Consider the following 15,413-nt stretch of genomic DNA (forward strand, 5'->3'; position numbering starts at 1 on the left):
TTAACTCCCTATTCCCAGTAAATCGTCACGATAGTCGCCCGCCGGGTAGCGGAACGGCACAGGCCCATCCGCAATGCCGTCGAGGAACTGCCGTACACGCGGATCGCAGTTTTCCTGCAACGCCTGAGCGCTGCCATGCGCGACGATCCTTTTGTCTGCCACAATGTAGGCATAGTCGGCGATGCTCAACACTTCCGGTACATCGTGAGAAACCACTATGCAGGTTACGCCGAGTGCGCTGTTCAGTTCAGAGATGAGCTTCACCAGCACGCCCATCGTGATAGGGTCCTGCCCGACGAACGGTTCGTCGAACATGATTAAATCGGGTTCTAAGGCGATGGCGCGTGCCAGCGCGGCGCGGCGTGCCATACCGCCGGACAGCTCTGAGGGCATCAGTTTTGCAGCCCCTCGCAGCCCCACGGCCTCAAGCTTCATCATCACCGTACTTTTCAGCAGCTCTGCCGGCAGACGGGTGTGCTCGCGCAGCGGATAGGCCACGTTATCAAAGACGTTCATGTCCGTGAACAACGCTCCCGACTGGAAAAGCATACTCATGCGTTTACGAACAGTATACAGGCGCGATCGTGACATCTCCGGGATGTTTTCGCCGTCAAAGAGGATTTCACCGCTATCGGGTGGGATCTGGCCACCAATAAGGCGCAGCAGGGTCGTTTTACCGATCCCGGACGGCCCCATGATGGCAGTGATCTTGCCACGCGGTACGGTCAACGAAATATCATCGAATATCAATCTGTTGGCGCGAGAAAAACTCACACCCCGGACATCAACTAAATTCGCCATAGTTTGGCTCATTTATGGTTCCTTTCTTACCCTGCTCACGTTAAGCATGCAGACTGAATCAGCCCTAAACTCAGCATTTTTACAGAATATTAGCCGTTGAGGTTAGCGAAAGCTGGCATTTGTTTTACTTTTCCGGCGCATAAAGTCAAAATTAGGAATTCGTTACGCCTCAGACTGTATGCAGTCCTGCCATTCCATTCCTGCGCGATGGACCGACGAGTATACCTGAAAAAAGGACTTTTGATGCTTTTAGCAACAGCACTGTTAATAATTGGTTTACTTTTGGTGGTCTACAGTGCTGACCGTTTGGTATTTGCTGCATCTATCCTGTGCCGCCTGACTGGCGTACCGCCTGTCGTCATCGGGATGACCGTGGTCAGTGTCGGAACCTCGCTTCCTGAAATCATCGTCTCTGTCACGGCATCACTGCACGGTCAGTTAGACCTTGCCGTCGGCACCGCGATTGGTTCCAACATCGTCAATATCTTACTGATTCTTGGCCTGGCGGCCCTGCTCCATCCATTTCGCGTGCATTCTGATGTTCTGCGCCGTGAATTGCCGCTAATGTTAATCGTAAGCCTGCTGGCAGGGTGCGTATTTTATGATGGCGTACTGAGCTACGGTGACGGCATTTTCTTGCTGGCGCTGGCCGTTATCTGGCTATTGTATAGTGTTAAAATCGCCCGTCTGGCAGAAAAACAGGGCCAGGACAGCCTGACGCGAGAGCAGGTCGCCGAACTGCCGCGTGAAGGCACGCTGCCCGTGGCGCTGCTGTGGCTCGGCGTCGCGCTGATCATCATGCCGATGGCCACGCGCATGGTCGTCGATAACGCCACGGTGCTGGCGAACTATTTCGCCATGAGTGAGCTCACCATTGGCCTGACGGTCATTGCCATTGGCACCAGTCTGCCAGAACTGGCCACCGCTATCGCAGGGGCACGTAAAGGTGAAGATGACATTGCCATAGGCAATATTATCGGTTCAAACATTTTTAATATCGCCATCGTGATGGGCCTGCCGGCCCTGATAACGCCCGGGCCTTTTAACCCCCTGGCATTCTCACGCGATTACGGGGTGATGTTGCTGGTCAGCGTCATTTTTGCCCTGCTCTGCTGGCGGCGGCAACGACAGATCGGCAAAGGCGCAGGGGCGCTGCTGACGGGTGGATTTATCGTATGGATGGCGATGCTGTACTGGCTTTCGCCTCTTCTCTCTGGGTAAACGGAAACGCATTATGTCGCAAATAGAATTGCAGCCGGGTTTTGACTTTCAGAAAGCAGGCAAAGAGGTTCTGGAGATTGAACGTGAAGGTCTGGCGCAGTTAGATCAGTACATTAATCAGGATTTTAGTCTGGCATGTGAGAAGATGTTCTACTGTGCCGGTAAAGTCGTGGTGATGGGCATGGGCAAGTCCGGTCACATTGGGCGCAAAATGGCGGCAACGTTTGCCAGCACCGGAACCTCTTCCTTCTTTGTACACCCGGGGGAAGCCGCGCACGGCGATCTGGGCATGGTAACGCCGCAGGATATCGTTATCGCGCTGTCGAACTCCGGTGAGTCTAATGAGATCCTGGCGCTGATCCCCGTGCTGAAGCGACTGCGGGTTCCGCTTATTTGCATGACCAGCCGCCCGGAAAGTAGCATGGCGCGCGCGGCGGATATTCACCTGTGCGTGAAAGTGCCTAAAGAAGCCTGCCCGCTGGGTCTTGCTCCAACGTCCAGCACGACCGCTGCGCTGGTCATGGGCGATGCGCTTGCCGTTGCGTTGCTGGAAGCCCGCGGTTTTACCCCGGAAGATTTCGCGCTTTCCCACCCAGGTGGCGCGCTCGGGCGTAAGCTTCTGCTGCGGGTTAACGATATTATGCACACTGGCGATGAGATCCCTCACGTCAGTAAAGAGGCCTCCCTGCGCGATGCGCTGCTGGAGATCACCCGCAAGAATCTGGGTATGACGGTTGTGTGCGACGACCTGATGAAGATCCAGGGGATCTTCACCGATGGCGACCTGCGCCGCGTGTTCGACATGGGTGTTGATGTTCGCACGCTGGGCATCGCTGATGTGATGACGTCCGGCGGTATCCATGTTCGTCCGGGTACGCTGGCGGTGGATGTGCTGAACCTGATGCAGTCCCGTCATATCACCTCAGTGATGGTTGCCGATGGCGACCAGTTGCTGGGTGTGGTACATATGCATGATCTGCTGCGCGCAGGCGTAGTGTAATGAAGGATAAGACAATGAGTAATGCGGGTGCATCCCTTGCAACCTGTTATGGTCCGGTCAGTACCCATATGATGGCAAAGGCGGAAAATATTCGCCTGCTCATCCTGGATGTGGATGGGGTACTCTCTGATGGCCTGATTTACATGGGCAATAATGGTGAAGAGCTGAAAGCGTTTAACGTTCGCGATGGCTACGGTATTCGTTGTGCCCTCACATCAGGCATCGACGTTGCCATCATCACCGGTCGGAAAGCTAAACTGGTAGAAGACCGTTGTGAAACGTTAGGCATTACCCATCTGTATCAGGGTCAGTCCGATAAGATGGCGGCGTTCAACGATTTACTGGGTAAACTGGCTGTCGCGCCGGAAAACGTGGCCTATGTCGGGGACGATCTGATTGACTGGCCGGTGATGGCTGAAGTCGGTCTGAGTATCGCCGTGGCCGATGCGCATCCGCTGCTGATCCCGCGCGCTGACTATGTCACCCATATTAACGGTGGCCGTGGTGCCGTACGTGAAGTCTGCGATCTGCTTTTGCTGGCGCAGGGCAAGCTTGATGAGGCCAAAGGGCAATCGATATGAGTAAAACCAGACGTTGGGTTATCATTCTGCTTTCGCTTGTCGCACTGGTATTGATTGGCGTGAACCTTGCCGATCGCGACGATACGCAGACGGAAGTGGTCAATACGAGCGAGCCAACCTATAAAAGCGATCACAGTGACACCGTGGTCTACAGCCCGGAAGGTGCGCTGAACTATCGCCTGATTGCCCAGCATGTTGAATATTTTTCAGATGACGGTATTTCGTGGTTTACCCAGCCTGTCATGACCACGTTTGATAAAGACAAAGTGCCGACGTGGTCGATTAAATCTGACCGGGCAAAACTGACGAATGACCGTATGCTTTATCTGTATGGCCACGTTGAAGTCAACGCCCTGACCGCTGACTCACAACTGCGCAAAATCACGACGGATAATGCACAGATCAACCTCGTGACCCAGGACGTGACGTCGCAGGATCTGGTCACACTGTATGGCACAACATTTAATTCCAGCGGTTTAAGAATGCGCGGGAACTTACGCAGCAAAAACGCCGAGCTGATTGAAAAGGTTAGAACCTCCTATGAAATTCAAAACAAACAAACTAAGCCTTAAAGTAATTATCGCCAGTGCGATGCTGGCGACCAGTCTTCCCGCGCTTGCTGTAACGGGCGATACTGACCAGCCTATCCATATCGAGTCGGACACGCAGTCGCTTGATATGCAAGGCAATGTCGTTACCTTTACCGGTAACGTCGTCATGACCCAGGGCACCATCAAAATCAACGCCGATAAAGTGGTCGTTACCCGTCCCGGTGGCGAGCAAGGCAAAGAGATCATTGATGGCTATGGCAACCCGGCAACCTTCTACCAGATGCAGGATAACGGCAAACCCGTGAAAGGTCGCGCCACGCATATGCACTATGAGCTGGCGAAGGACCTGGTCATCCTGACCGGTAACGCTTATCTGGAACAGCTGGACAGCAACATCACCGGCGACCAGATCACCTATCTGGTGAAAGAGCAAAAAATGCAGGCCTCCAGCGAGAAAGGCAAACGCGTAACCACCGTGCTGGTTCCGTCGCAGCTGCAGGACAAAGGTAAGGGTCAGGCCCCGGCACAGAAGAAGAGTAACTAATTCGTTATGGCAACATTAACTGCAAAAAATCTCGCGAAGGCCTATAAGGGCCGCCGTGTCGTAGAAGATGTCAGTCTGACCGTCAACTCCGGCGAAATTGTAGGCCTGCTTGGCCCTAACGGTGCGGGCAAGACCACAACCTTCTACATGGTCGTTGGCATTGTGTCGCGCGATGCGGGCAACATCGTCATTGATGATGAAGATATCAGTCTTCTGCCGCTGCATGCGCGTGCGCGTCGCGGTATCGGCTATCTGCCGCAGGAAGCCTCCATTTTCCGCCGCCTGAGCGTCTTCGATAACCTGATGGCCGTCCTGCAAATTCGTGACGATCTGACCAGCGAACAGCGTCAGGACCGGGCTAACGAGCTGATGGAAGAGTTCCATATCGAACATCTGCGCGATAGCCTCGGTCAGGCGCTGTCCGGCGGTGAACGCCGTCGCGTTGAGATTGCGCGTGCGCTGGCTGCAAACCCGAAATTTATCCTTCTGGATGAACCGTTTGCAGGCGTTGACCCCATCTCCGTTATCGACATTAAACGTATCATTGAGCATCTGCGCGACAGCGGGCTTGGCGTACTGATCACTGACCATAACGTCCGTGAAACGCTGGCCGTGTGCGAACGCGCATACATCGTGAGCCAGGGCAATCTGATCGCCCACGGTACGCCGCAGCAGATCCTCGAAGATGATCATGTTAAGCGTGTCTACCTTGGGGAAGACTTCAGACTCTGATAGGGTAGAGGTAATGTAACGCCGAACCGGAGAAAAATGCTCTGAACATGAAGCAAGGTTTGCAATTACGGCTCAGCCAACAACTGGCGATGACGCCGCAGCTACAGCAGGCGATTCGCCTGTTGCAACTGTCCACCTTAGAACTCCAGCAGGAGCTCCAGCAAGCGCTGGATAGCAATCCGTTGCTGGAGCAAGCCGATCTTCATGAAGAGGTAGATACCCAGCAGTCGCAGGATACTGAAGCACTCGACACCGCCGATGCGCTCGAACAAAAAGAGATGCCGGACGAGCTTCCGCTGGATGCCAGCTGGGATGAAATCTACACCGCCGGAACCCCTTCCGGTACGCGTGCAGACTACCAGGACGATGAGCTACCGGTTTATCAGGGTGAAACTACCCAGTCACTGCAGGATTACCTGATGTGGCAGGTGGAACTTACCCCCTTCTCCGATACCGACCGCGCGATCGCGACATCCATTGTCGATGCCGTGGATGACACCGGTTATCTGACCGTCACGCTGGACGAAATTCTGGAAAGCATGGGTGACGAAGAGATTGAACTCGAGGAGATAGAAGCCGTTCTGAAGCGCATTCAGCGTTTCGATCCGGTTGGGGTGGCCGCAAAAGATCTGCGCGACTGCCTGCTTATCCAACTTTCTCAGTTCAGCAAAGAGACGCCATGGCTTGATGAAGCCCGCTTGATCATCAGCGACCATCTGGATCTTCTGGCCAACCACGATTTCCGCAGCCTGATGCGCGTCACGCGCCTGAAAGAAGAGGTGCTGAAAGAGGCGGTCAATCTGATTCAGTCCCTCGATCCGCGCCCCGGTCAGTCCATTCAGACCAGCGAACCCGAGTACGTCATCCCGGATGTGCTGGTCAGAAAACACAATGACCGCTGGGTCGTTGAACTGAACTCAGACAGCATCCCTCGCCTGCAAATCAACCAGCAGTATGCCTCCATGTGCACCAGCGTGCGTAACGACTCCGATAATCAATACATTCGTAGCAATTTGCAGGAAGCGCGATGGTTGATCAAAAGTCTGGAGAGCCGAAATGATACGCTGCTCCGCGTAAGCCGCTGTATTGTCGAACAGCAGCAGGCGTTCTTTGAGCAGGGCGAAGAGTATATGAAACCGATGGTGCTGGCGGATATCGCCCAGGCCGTCGAGATGCATGAATCAACCATTTCCCGCGTGACCACGCAGAAGTATCTGCACAGCCCACGCGGTATTTTTGAGCTTAAGTATTTCTTCTCCAGCCATGTGAATACCGAGGGCGGCGGCGAAGCGTCGTCAACGGCCATTCGCGCCCTGGTGAAGAAGTTGATCGCCGCGGAGAACCCCGCGAAGCCACTGAGCGACAGTAAGTTAACCACCATACTGTCCGACCAGGGTATTATGGTGGCACGCCGAACTGTTGCGAAGTATCGAGAGTCTTTATCCATTCCGCCGTCTAACCAGCGTAAACAGCTGGTCTGACACAACCGATAAGGAAGACACTATGCAGCTCAATATCACAGGACATAACGTCGAGATTACTGAGGCTTTACGTGATTTTGTGAATGCTAAATTCGCGAAACTCGAGCAGTATTTCGAAAGGATCAACCAGGTCTATGTTGTATTGAAAGTGGAGAAAGTGACTCATATCTCGGATGCGACCCTGCATGTCAACGGGGGTGAGCTCCATGCCAGTGCGGAAGGGCAAGACATGTACGCTGCTATCGACGGCTTGATTGATAAGCTTGCACGACAGCTCAATAAACATAAAGACAAACTGAAACAACACTAATTGTCCGGGCAGTTAACGGGTGCAGGAAGGCCTGTTGTGAAACACAACAGGCCGTTTGTACAGTTAGCGCTTAGGTGAAATTATGATGAACAACGATTCCGCTCTTCAACTGAGCAATGTCCTTAACCAGGAATGTACGCGCAGTGCTGTTCACTGCCAGAGCAAAAAACGTGCGCTGGAGATCATCAGTGAACTGGCCGCAAAACAGCTGGGCCTGCCGCCGCAGGTCGTGTTCGAAGCGATCCTGACCCGTGAAAAAATGGGCAGTACCGGCATCGGCAACGGCATCGCGATCCCGCACGGCAAACTGGAAGAGGACACCCTGCGTGCCGTCGGTGTGTTTGTGCAGCTGGAGACGCCTATCGCCTTCGATGCCATCGATAATCAGCCCGTCGATCTCCTCTTCGCGCTGCTGGTGCCTGCCGACCAGACGAAAACCCATTTGCATACGCTTTCGCTGGTCGCAAAACGCCTGGCCGATAAAACCATTTGCCGTCGACTGCGCGCAGCCCAAAGTGATGAAGAGCTATATCAAATTATCACTGAAGCAGAAGGCAATCAGGATGATGCATAACCAGGAGATGGCCTTCACATCTGTTGTCCTGAGGAGAAACGGAACATGGTGCTGATGATTGTCAGTGGCCGTTCAGGGTCCGGGAAATCCGTGGCCCTGCGCGCGCTGGAAGACATGGGGTTTTACTGCGTAGATAACCTGCCGGTCGTGCTGTTGCCCGACCTGGCACGCACGCTTGCGGAGAGGCAAATCTCTGCCGCCGTCAGTATCGACGTTCGTAACATGCCTGAATCGCCAGAAATCTTTGAACAGGCAATGAGCAACCTGCCTGATTCATTCTCGCCTCAGCTGCTGTTCCTCGATGCAGACCGCAATACTCTGATCCGTCGCTACAGCGATACCCGTCGTTTGCACCCGCTTTCCAGCAAGAACCTCTCGCTGGAAAGTGCTATCGACGAAGAGAGCGATCTGCTGGAACCGCTGCGTTCCCGTGCTGACCTGATTGTCGATACGTCCGAAATGTCCGTGCATGAGCTGGCGGAAATGCTGCGTACCCGTTTACTGGGCAAACGCGAGCGTGAACTGACGATGGTGTTCGAGTCATTCGGCTTTAAGCACGGTATTCCTATCGATGCGGATTATGTTTTCGACGTGCGCTTCCTGCCGAACCCGCACTGGGATCCGAAGCTGCGTCCAATGACCGGTCTCGATAAGCCCGTCGCGGCCTTCCTCGACAGACACACAGAAGTTCACAATTTTATCTACCAGACGCGAAGCTACCTTGAGCTATGGTTACCTATGCTGGAGACAAACAACCGTAGCTACCTGACCGTGGCGATTGGCTGTACCGGCGGTAAACATCGTTCGGTCTATATCGCCGAACAGCTGGCCGACTATTTCCGCTCACGCGGAAAGAACGTTCAGTCCCGTCATCGCACGCTGGAAAAACGTAAAACATGACCGTAAAACAAACCGTTGAGATCACCAATAAGCTGGGCATGCATGCACGTCCGGCGATGAAACTGTTTGAGCTGATGCAGGGTTTCGATGCAGAAGTTCTGCTGCGTAACGATGAAGGTACCGAGGCGGAAGCGAACAGCGTGATTGCGCTGCTGATGCTGGACTCCGCCAAAGGTCGCCAGATTGAAGTTGAAGCTACCGGTCCACAGGAAGAGGAAGCGCTGGCGGCGGTGATTGCGCTGTTTAACGCCGGGTTTGACGAAGACTAACCCCTCTTTCATGGCGGGTAGCGCTACGCTTACCCGCCTTACATCAATTTATTTCTCGCCATAAACCCTTCCCCTCCCAGCTGCCGCATCTGGCGCATGATCCACGCCTGTCGGTTTCGCACATAGCCTGAGGGTGCATCAGCTTTAAAGCGAATTGGGTTAGGCAAGACCGCGGCCAACAGCGCAGCTTCAGAGAGGCTCAGCCGGCTGGCAGGTTTATTGAAATATCGCTGCGACGCGGCTTCGACACCAAACACGCCATCACCAAACTCGGCAATGTTCAGATAGACCGTTAGAATACGTTTCTTGCTCCAGACCGTTTCCATCCCCAGGGTCAATCCGGCTTCCAGCCCTTTTCGCACCCAGCTGCGGCCATCCCACAAAAACAGGTTTTTGGCCGTCTGTTGTGACAGCGTCGATGCGCCGCGCACACGGTTTTCATGGCGTTCATTATGGGCGAGCGCTTTCTCGATTGCCGCCACGTCAAACCCCCAGTGCTCCGGGAATTTCTGATCCTCCGCCGCTATCACCGCCAGCCCCATCCACGGGGAGATTTCATCTGTGCTCACCCAGTCAGAGTGGGCAACATAGCTGAAGTCACCGGTGAACCACGCGCTCAGCTGACGCTCAACCATCACGGCAGAAAACGGAACCGGCAGAATGCTGAATAATGCCAGTCCGCCGCCCCAGAACACCGCCAGCACCAGCACGGCACGCCAAAGAATACGTTTTACCCAGGCGCCTGCGGCGAATTGACGCCTCATTCAGTCAGCACCAGCACTCTGGCCACCAGTTTTTCAATGCCTGAAGCGGCTTCCGCGATAGTCTGCGCCAGCATATACGCGGGTGTGGTGACGATTTTATTATCTTCATCCACCACAATGTCATCCACCGGACAAGGGATGTGCTCGCCCCCCATCTCCTCGATGATTTCCGCTGTATCAATATCGGTCCCGATGGTCAGGCGCAGCGGGAAATCAAAAATTGTGGGAAGCATGGCCGGAGCGATGCAGATAAAGCCCTGCGGTTTACCCGCCGCATGCATGGCCTGTGATAACGCTTTTAAATCCGGATCAACCTGACACCCTGCGCCTTGCGTGGCAAACGTGCTGAGGTTTTTAGCCGCCCCAAACCCGCCCGGCACAATTAACGCATCAAGCTCTGCCGCGTCCGCCTGAATCAGAGGATGAATTTCGCCACGCGCAATACGCGCGGCTTCAATCAGGACGTTACGGGTTTCCGCCATCGGCTCCCCGGTCAGATGATTAATGACATCAGCCTGATTTTTATCTGGCGCGAAGCAAATGACTTCAGCCCCCTCTCTTGCCAGGGCCAGCAATGTGATGACGGCTTCGTGTATCTCAGAACCATCGTAAACGCCACATCCGCTCAGTACGACACCAATCTTTTTCATCATGACGATCCTTCTCTGCAACTCGCTGAAGCACATAATTAATTTTGATTAAAACGCTATGCTTCACACATTTCACTGATTCCTGTAACAAACCATTTAAGATTTGCTATCTTATTTGCGTGCAGCCTAAATTTTCAGGCGGCGTCCATACGAAAACAACACAAAAAACAGGCGCAGCCACAATTTCCCTGGTGTTGGCGCAGTATTCGCGCACCCCGGTTAAGCCGGGGTCATTTTTTTCTGGCGTCCACCCAGGCTTTAAGCACCGCCACATCGTTCTGCCACTCTTGTTTCATCTCTTCAACCCAATCACCTACGTTATCTTCCCAGGCAGGTAAATCAGGTGACTGAATCTGTTGTCCCAGCTGCTGCAGGTGACGTAAGCCGACCGAGCCGGCCGCACCTTTGATTTTATGCCCTTCTTCCACAATGCCTTTCTGATCCCGCGCTGTCAGATTTGACTCCAGCACGCTCAGATAGCCCGGCATCATTTTTTCAAATACCGCCAGACCGTCGGTAATCAGTTTTGGACCAACCAGATCGATGTACTGCTCCAGCATCGCGGTATCGAGTATCGTTTGGGCTTTCGCGCTATCCACAGACGTCATGGTGTTCTCCTCTTCATCATGGGTATCCCAGAACTTCTTGATCATGGCGGTCAGGGCAGGCACCGCCAGCGGCTTGCTAAGTACATCATCCATACCGGCATCGAGGTACTCTTTTTTATCTTTCAGCACGTTCGCCGTCAACGCCACCAGCGGCGGCAGTTCGTCGGCAGCGTACTGGCTCGTCAGTTCACGGGAAATATCCAGCCCGGTCATATCCGGCAACTGAATATCCAGCAGAACGAGATCATATTCACCCGGCTTAAACATCTCCAGCGCGGCTTTACCGGTCATCGCCACATCCACGCTGTTGCCCAGTTTTTCCAGGACAGAGCGTGCGACAATTACGTTAAGCTCAATATCTTCCACCAGCAGGACATGCAGCGCAGGCAGCGGCATATCGTCGTTTTCGAAGGTATCTTCCACCTCTTCCGCCACCGCCGGCGCGTGCACCGTCAGCGTGAAGGTTGAGCCTTTGCCCGGATGGCTGGCGACGGTAATATCACCGCCCATGCTCTTCGCAAGGCGTTTAGACACCGCCAGACCAATTCCCGTGCCGGTAGCGGGCTTGCCACCGTTGCTGTCCTTCACCTGATAGTACATCGCAAAGATTTTGTCCTGCTCTTCCTGCGGAATACCAATGCCGGAGTCTTCTACCTCAAAGTGCAGCATGTCGCCCTGGTCATAGCGAATACGTACCGAGACCTGCCCCTTCTGGGTAAATTTGACCGCATTGCTGATAAGGTTCCACAGGATCTGGCGCAGACGCGTGCCGTCGGTAACCACCTTGTGCGGCAGCGGCAGCGTGGGATCCATGACAAAGCTCAGCCCCTTCTGCTGCGCCTGCAAACCCGACAGGTTTTCCAGATCGGCAAGGAAACCGGTGAAATCAACCGGCTGGTTATCAAGCTGCACTTTGCGGCGTTCCATCTTATCCATATCGATAATATCGTTGAAGATATTCCCCAGCGTGACCGCTGAGACATGGATGGTTTTAAGGTATTTTTCCTGTTCTGCGGTGAGATCGGTGTCCAGCAGAATGCGGCTCAGGCCGACAATTCCGTTAAGTGGCGTACGCAGTTCATGGCTGATGGTGGAGATGAAGGTGGTTTTATCGCGGCTGGCACGTTCAAGGGCATCCTGATAGCGCTTACGCTCGGTGATATCACGGCCAAACCCCATCAGACCGTGGCGTTTCCCCACGCGGTCGTAGTACGGCACCTTACGGATCTCAAAGCAGGCTTTGCGCCCGTCCGGGTAATCCAGCCACTGTTCATAGGTCAGCGAAACGTTATGACGGAACACTTTTTCGTCCGTCTCCATCACTTTGGCGGCCGCCTCTTCGGAGTATACGTCCTGCGGCTTCAGGTGAATCAGCTGCTTCTCGCTCTTCCCGGTCAGCAGTTCCATCGCCCGGTTACAGCCGGAAAACTCTTTGTCTTCATTACGGTAGAAAACCAGATCCGGTGATGCATCAAGGAACGAGCGCAGGAAAGAGGATTGCTGCTCAAGCTGGATCTGCGTCACCTCGCGCTCTTTCATTTCGATTTTCAGCTGCTCCAGCGTCGCCTGGCGTTCAGCCTCCGCCTTCTCACGATCCGAAATCTCCTGGTTCAGTTGGGCGATATTATCCTTTAGCTGAACGTTGAGCTTCAGATCGCGATCGCGCATCTCTTCCAGTTTATCGACCAGTTTTGACAGGCGCTGACGGGACTCCTCCAGTTGTTCAACCACCACGGAGAGGAAATAGACCGCCCAGGGTGTAATCAGCAAGCCAAAGAAGATGGAGCGGATCACGTCGATACTCTCGACCTGACCGTGTAGAACCATGGTTACGGCCATCTGCACGACAATGGCCAGAACGACCAGCGCCAGTGCCAGCAGCATGGAGAAACGCACCAGCCCAAGCTTCATCATCAGATCGACGTAGTACTGGGCCAGCATTCGAATTTGCTTCATAGAGGATCCCTTCACGACTTTATCGCTCAATAATACTCAAATTCGCGGCGGGGCGTTGAAGGTTGTGAGAAAAAGTGCGGGGTGAAACAGGAGATTAGCCTCGCTTCCGGTTCTCCGGAAGCGAGGAGAGGTCTGTCAGGAGCGTTTCAGCATCAGCCAGAGGCTGATCAGGAAGAAGCTGGCACTCGGCAGCAGCGCGCCGATAACAGGCGGAATACCATAAACCAGCGTCAGCGGGCCGAAGATCTGATCGAGAACGTAGAACACAAAGCCGAAGCTGATCCCGGTCACCACGCGCACGCCCATCGGCACGCTACGCAACGGGCCAAAGATAAACGACAGTGCCATCAGCATCATCACCGCCACGGACAACGGCTGGAAGATTTTGCTCCACATGTTGAGCTGATAACGTCCGGCGTCCTGTCCGCTCGACTTCAGGTATTTCACGTAGTTGTGCAAACCACTGATGGAGAGAGCGTCAGGATCCAGCGCCACCACGCCGAGTTTGTCCGGCGTGAGTTTGGTTTTCCACATGCCCGACACCGTCTGAGAGCCGGAGATCTGTTTTGGATCGGTCAGGTCTGACTCATCCACCTGCGACAACCGCCATTGCTTATGCTCGGCGTCAAACTTGGCCGAAGAGGCGTGACGCACGGAGAGCAAACGACGATCGTTATTGAAGGTGTAAATACTCACGCCCCCCAGTTCGTCATCGCCCTTCACACGTTCGATATAGACGAAGCTGTCACCATCTTTTGCCCACAACCCTTGCTGCGTTGAGAGCAATGAGCCACCGTACATCGCCTGCGCACGATAGTTACGCGCCATCTGCTCACCCTGCGGTGCCACCCACTCGCCAATTGCCATGGTCAACAGCACCAGCGGGATCGCGGTTTTCATCACCGACAGCGCAACCTGCATACGGGTGAAGCCCGAAGCCTGCATAACAACCAGTTCACTGCGCTGTGCCAGCATCCCTAAGCCCAACAGCGCACCCAGCAGGGCCGCCATCGGGAAGAAGATCTGCACATCTTTTGGCACGCTGAGCAGGGTATACATGCCCGCACCCAGCGCGTCATAGCTCCCCTGCCCGGCTTTTTTCAACTGATCGACAAATTTGATAATGCCGGAGAGCGACACCAGCATGAACAACGTCATCATGATGGTGGAAAAAATAGTTTTACCGATATAGCGGTCAAGAACGCCAAACGCCTGCATTAGAGGGCTCCTTTACGCGAGAAGCGGGCACGAATGCGGCGCACAGGCACCGTATCCCACAGGTTGAGTCCCACCGCCAGCAGCAGATACAGACCATTGACCACCCAGGTCCAGACGAACGGGTCAATTTTACCTTTACCACCGTTAGACTTAATTGAGGTCTGCAACAGGAAGAACACCAGGTACAGCAGCATGGCTGGCAACATTGACAGCACGCGTCCCTGACGTGGGTTAACCACACTCAGCGGAACGACCATCAGAGCCATCATAAATACGGCGAATACTAGCGTGATACGCCAGTGCAGTTCGGCACGCGCACGGTTGTTGTCCGTATTGAACAGGGTACGCATATCCATTTGCTCGGTATCACTTGGATCGAGCGCCACGGTCTGGTGACCAATAATGGCCTGGTAGTTCTGGAAATCGGTGATGCGGAAATCGCGCAGCATCGCAGTGCCTTCGAAGCGCGTGCCTTTATTCAGCGTCACTACCTGAGAGCCATCTTTACGCTGTGACAGTTGACCCGAATCGGCCACCACGACGGAAGGACGGGCATTCCCTTTGGTGCGGAGCTGCGCAAGGAACACATCGTTAAAGCGGCTACCATCCACGCTTTCGATAAAGAGAACAGAATTCCCGTCCGTCGCCTGCTGGAACTGGCCCTGCGCCAGTGCGGCCATACCCGGGTTTGCTTTGGCTTCTGCCAGCACTTCATCCTGGTGACGGGAAGACGTTGGGCCCGCCCACATCACATTCACCGCCGCAACGATACCTGTGAAAAGCGCCAGAACCATAGCGGCTTTCACCAGTACGGCTTTACTCAAGCCGCAGGCGTGCATCACGGTGATTTCACTCTCGGTATAAAGCTTGCCGAGCGTCATGAGCAGACCGAGGAAAAGACTTAGCGGCAGGATAAGCTGCGCCATTTCCGGGATCCCTAAACCAAGCAGGGAAAGCACCAGATTCGTAGGAATTTCGCCGTCAACGGCCGCACCGAGGATCCTGACCAGCTTCTGACAGAAAAAAATCAGCAGCAGGATGAAGAGGATCGCCAGCTGGCTTTTGAGCGTCTCCCGCACCAGATATCTTATGATTATCACTTTAAATACGCCCGTAAAAACCCGTCTCTTTGCTGGAAAATCGCTTGTTTCATGGCTTAAACGTCATTTATTCTCTTGAGTCGTCGAAATCATCGCTAAGATTAAAACATCCGGCGGATTCACGCTTCAGGACTTTTTCTGACGTGTCGAAAC

Annotated in this window: 17 protein-coding genes; 11 read left to right on the forward strand and 6 right to left on the reverse strand. The window is 54.2% G+C overall.

Annotation, left to right across the window (positions count from 1 at the left end):
- On the reverse strand, nt 1–813 hold the full coding sequence (gene mlaF / locus JTA15_RS15015) for a phospholipid ABC transporter ATP-binding protein MlaF (protein ID WP_219372459.1): 813 nt from the start codon (nt 811–813) through the stop codon (nt 1–3).
- A 231-nt stretch (nt 814–1,044) separates the two neighbouring features.
- Between mlaF and JTA15_RS15020 the strand changes: the two genes are divergently transcribed.
- The 11 genes from JTA15_RS15020 (at nt 1,045) to npr (ending at nt 8,964) form a co-directional block, all read left to right on the forward strand.
- Nucleotides 1,045–2,022: a calcium/sodium antiporter gene (locus JTA15_RS15020; protein ID WP_020883528.1), complete on the forward strand. Its 978-nt coding sequence runs from the start codon at nt 1,045–1,047 to the stop codon at nt 2,020–2,022.
- A 13-nt stretch (nt 2,023–2,035) separates the two neighbouring features.
- Entirely contained in the window at nt 2,036–3,022 is a 987-nt protein-coding gene (gene kdsD, locus JTA15_RS15025) for an arabinose-5-phosphate isomerase KdsD (protein ID WP_219372460.1), read from the forward strand.
- A gap of 14 nt (nt 3,023–3,036) precedes the next feature.
- Nucleotides 3,037–3,603: a 3-deoxy-manno-octulosonate-8-phosphatase KdsC gene (gene kdsC / locus JTA15_RS15030; protein ID WP_014171813.1), complete on the forward strand. Its 567-nt coding sequence runs from the start codon at nt 3,037–3,039 to the stop codon at nt 3,601–3,603.
- The gene (gene lptC, locus JTA15_RS15035; RefSeq protein ID WP_219372461.1) at nt 3,600–4,175 is read left to right on the forward strand and encodes an LPS export ABC transporter periplasmic protein LptC; all 576 of its coding nucleotides are present in this window, start codon (nt 3,600–3,602) and stop codon (nt 4,173–4,175) included. Before kdsC ends, lptC begins: the two co-directional genes overlap by 4 nt.
- Nucleotides 4,144–4,698 carry a lipopolysaccharide ABC transporter substrate-binding protein LptA gene (lptA, locus tag JTA15_RS15040; RefSeq protein ID WP_020883526.1) on the forward strand — a complete coding sequence of 185 codons (555 nt, stop codon included), beginning with the start codon at nt 4,144–4,146 and terminating at the stop codon, nt 4,696–4,698. The genes lptC and lptA overlap by 32 nt, the downstream gene beginning before the upstream one ends.
- A gap of 6 nt (nt 4,699–4,704) precedes the next feature.
- Nucleotides 4,705–5,430: an LPS export ABC transporter ATP-binding protein gene (gene lptB / locus JTA15_RS15045; protein WP_014171816.1), complete on the forward strand. Its 726-nt coding sequence runs from the start codon at nt 4,705–4,707 to the stop codon at nt 5,428–5,430.
- Nucleotides 5,431–5,477: 47 nt separating this feature from the next.
- Nucleotides 5,478–6,911 carry an RNA polymerase factor sigma-54 gene (rpoN, locus tag JTA15_RS15050; RefSeq protein ID WP_014171817.1) on the forward strand — a complete coding sequence of 478 codons (1,434 nt, stop codon included), beginning with the start codon at nt 5,478–5,480 and terminating at the stop codon, nt 6,909–6,911.
- Between the two features lie 22 nt (nt 6,912–6,933).
- Nucleotides 6,934–7,221: a ribosome hibernation promoting factor gene (gene hpf / locus JTA15_RS15055; RefSeq protein WP_014171818.1), complete on the forward strand. Its 288-nt coding sequence runs from the start codon at nt 6,934–6,936 to the stop codon at nt 7,219–7,221.
- 82 nt (nt 7,222–7,303) lie between these two features.
- The gene (ptsN, locus tag JTA15_RS15060) at nt 7,304–7,795 is read left to right on the forward strand and encodes a PTS IIA-like nitrogen regulatory protein PtsN (protein WP_014171819.1); all 492 of its coding nucleotides are present in this window, start codon (nt 7,304–7,306) and stop codon (nt 7,793–7,795) included.
- A gap of 45 nt (nt 7,796–7,840) precedes the next feature.
- Nucleotides 7,841–8,695: an RNase adapter RapZ gene (gene rapZ, locus JTA15_RS15065; protein ID WP_014171820.1), complete on the forward strand. Its 855-nt coding sequence runs from the start codon at nt 7,841–7,843 to the stop codon at nt 8,693–8,695.
- Nucleotides 8,692–8,964 carry a PTS phosphocarrier protein NPr gene (npr, locus tag JTA15_RS15070; protein WP_003861872.1) on the forward strand — a complete coding sequence of 91 codons (273 nt, stop codon included), beginning with the start codon at nt 8,692–8,694 and terminating at the stop codon, nt 8,962–8,964. The genes rapZ and npr overlap by 4 nt, the downstream gene beginning before the upstream one ends.
- A gap of 38 nt (nt 8,965–9,002) precedes the next feature.
- On the opposite strand, the gene mtgA is transcribed toward npr, so the two are convergent.
- The 5 genes from mtgA to lptF all read right to left on the reverse strand — a co-directional run bounded on the left by mtgA (nt 9,003) and on the right by lptF (nt 15,260).
- The gene (mtgA, locus tag JTA15_RS15075; RefSeq protein ID WP_014171821.1) at nt 9,003–9,728 is read right to left on the reverse strand and encodes a monofunctional biosynthetic peptidoglycan transglycosylase; all 726 of its coding nucleotides are present in this window, start codon (nt 9,726–9,728) and stop codon (nt 9,003–9,005) included.
- The gene (gene elbB / locus JTA15_RS15080; RefSeq protein WP_219373261.1) at nt 9,725–10,378 is read right to left on the reverse strand and encodes an isoprenoid biosynthesis glyoxalase ElbB; all 654 of its coding nucleotides are present in this window, start codon (nt 10,376–10,378) and stop codon (nt 9,725–9,727) included. Before elbB ends, mtgA begins: the two co-directional genes overlap by 4 nt.
- Nucleotides 10,379–10,608: 230 nt before the next feature.
- Nucleotides 10,609–12,942 carry an aerobic respiration two-component sensor histidine kinase ArcB gene (gene arcB, locus JTA15_RS15085; protein ID WP_032679053.1) on the reverse strand — a complete coding sequence of 778 codons (2,334 nt, stop codon included), beginning with the start codon at nt 12,940–12,942 and terminating at the stop codon, nt 10,609–10,611.
- 135 nt (nt 12,943–13,077) lie between these two features.
- Entirely contained in the window at nt 13,078–14,160 is a 1,083-nt protein-coding gene (lptG, locus tag JTA15_RS15090; protein ID WP_014171824.1) for an LPS export ABC transporter permease LptG, read from the reverse strand.
- Nucleotides 14,160–15,260, reverse strand: a complete 1,101-nt coding sequence (gene lptF / locus JTA15_RS15095) for an LPS export ABC transporter permease LptF (RefSeq protein WP_014171825.1) — start codon at nt 15,258–15,260, stop codon at nt 14,160–14,162. Before lptF ends, lptG begins: the two co-directional genes overlap by 1 nt.
- Nucleotides 15,261–15,413: the final 153 nt, after the last annotated feature.

The sequence above is a fragment of the Enterobacter sp. BIDMC 29 genome, from assembly GCF_019378755.1.
In the GTDB taxonomy this organism is placed as follows: domain Bacteria; phylum Pseudomonadota; class Gammaproteobacteria; order Enterobacterales; family Enterobacteriaceae; genus Enterobacter; species Enterobacter ludwigii.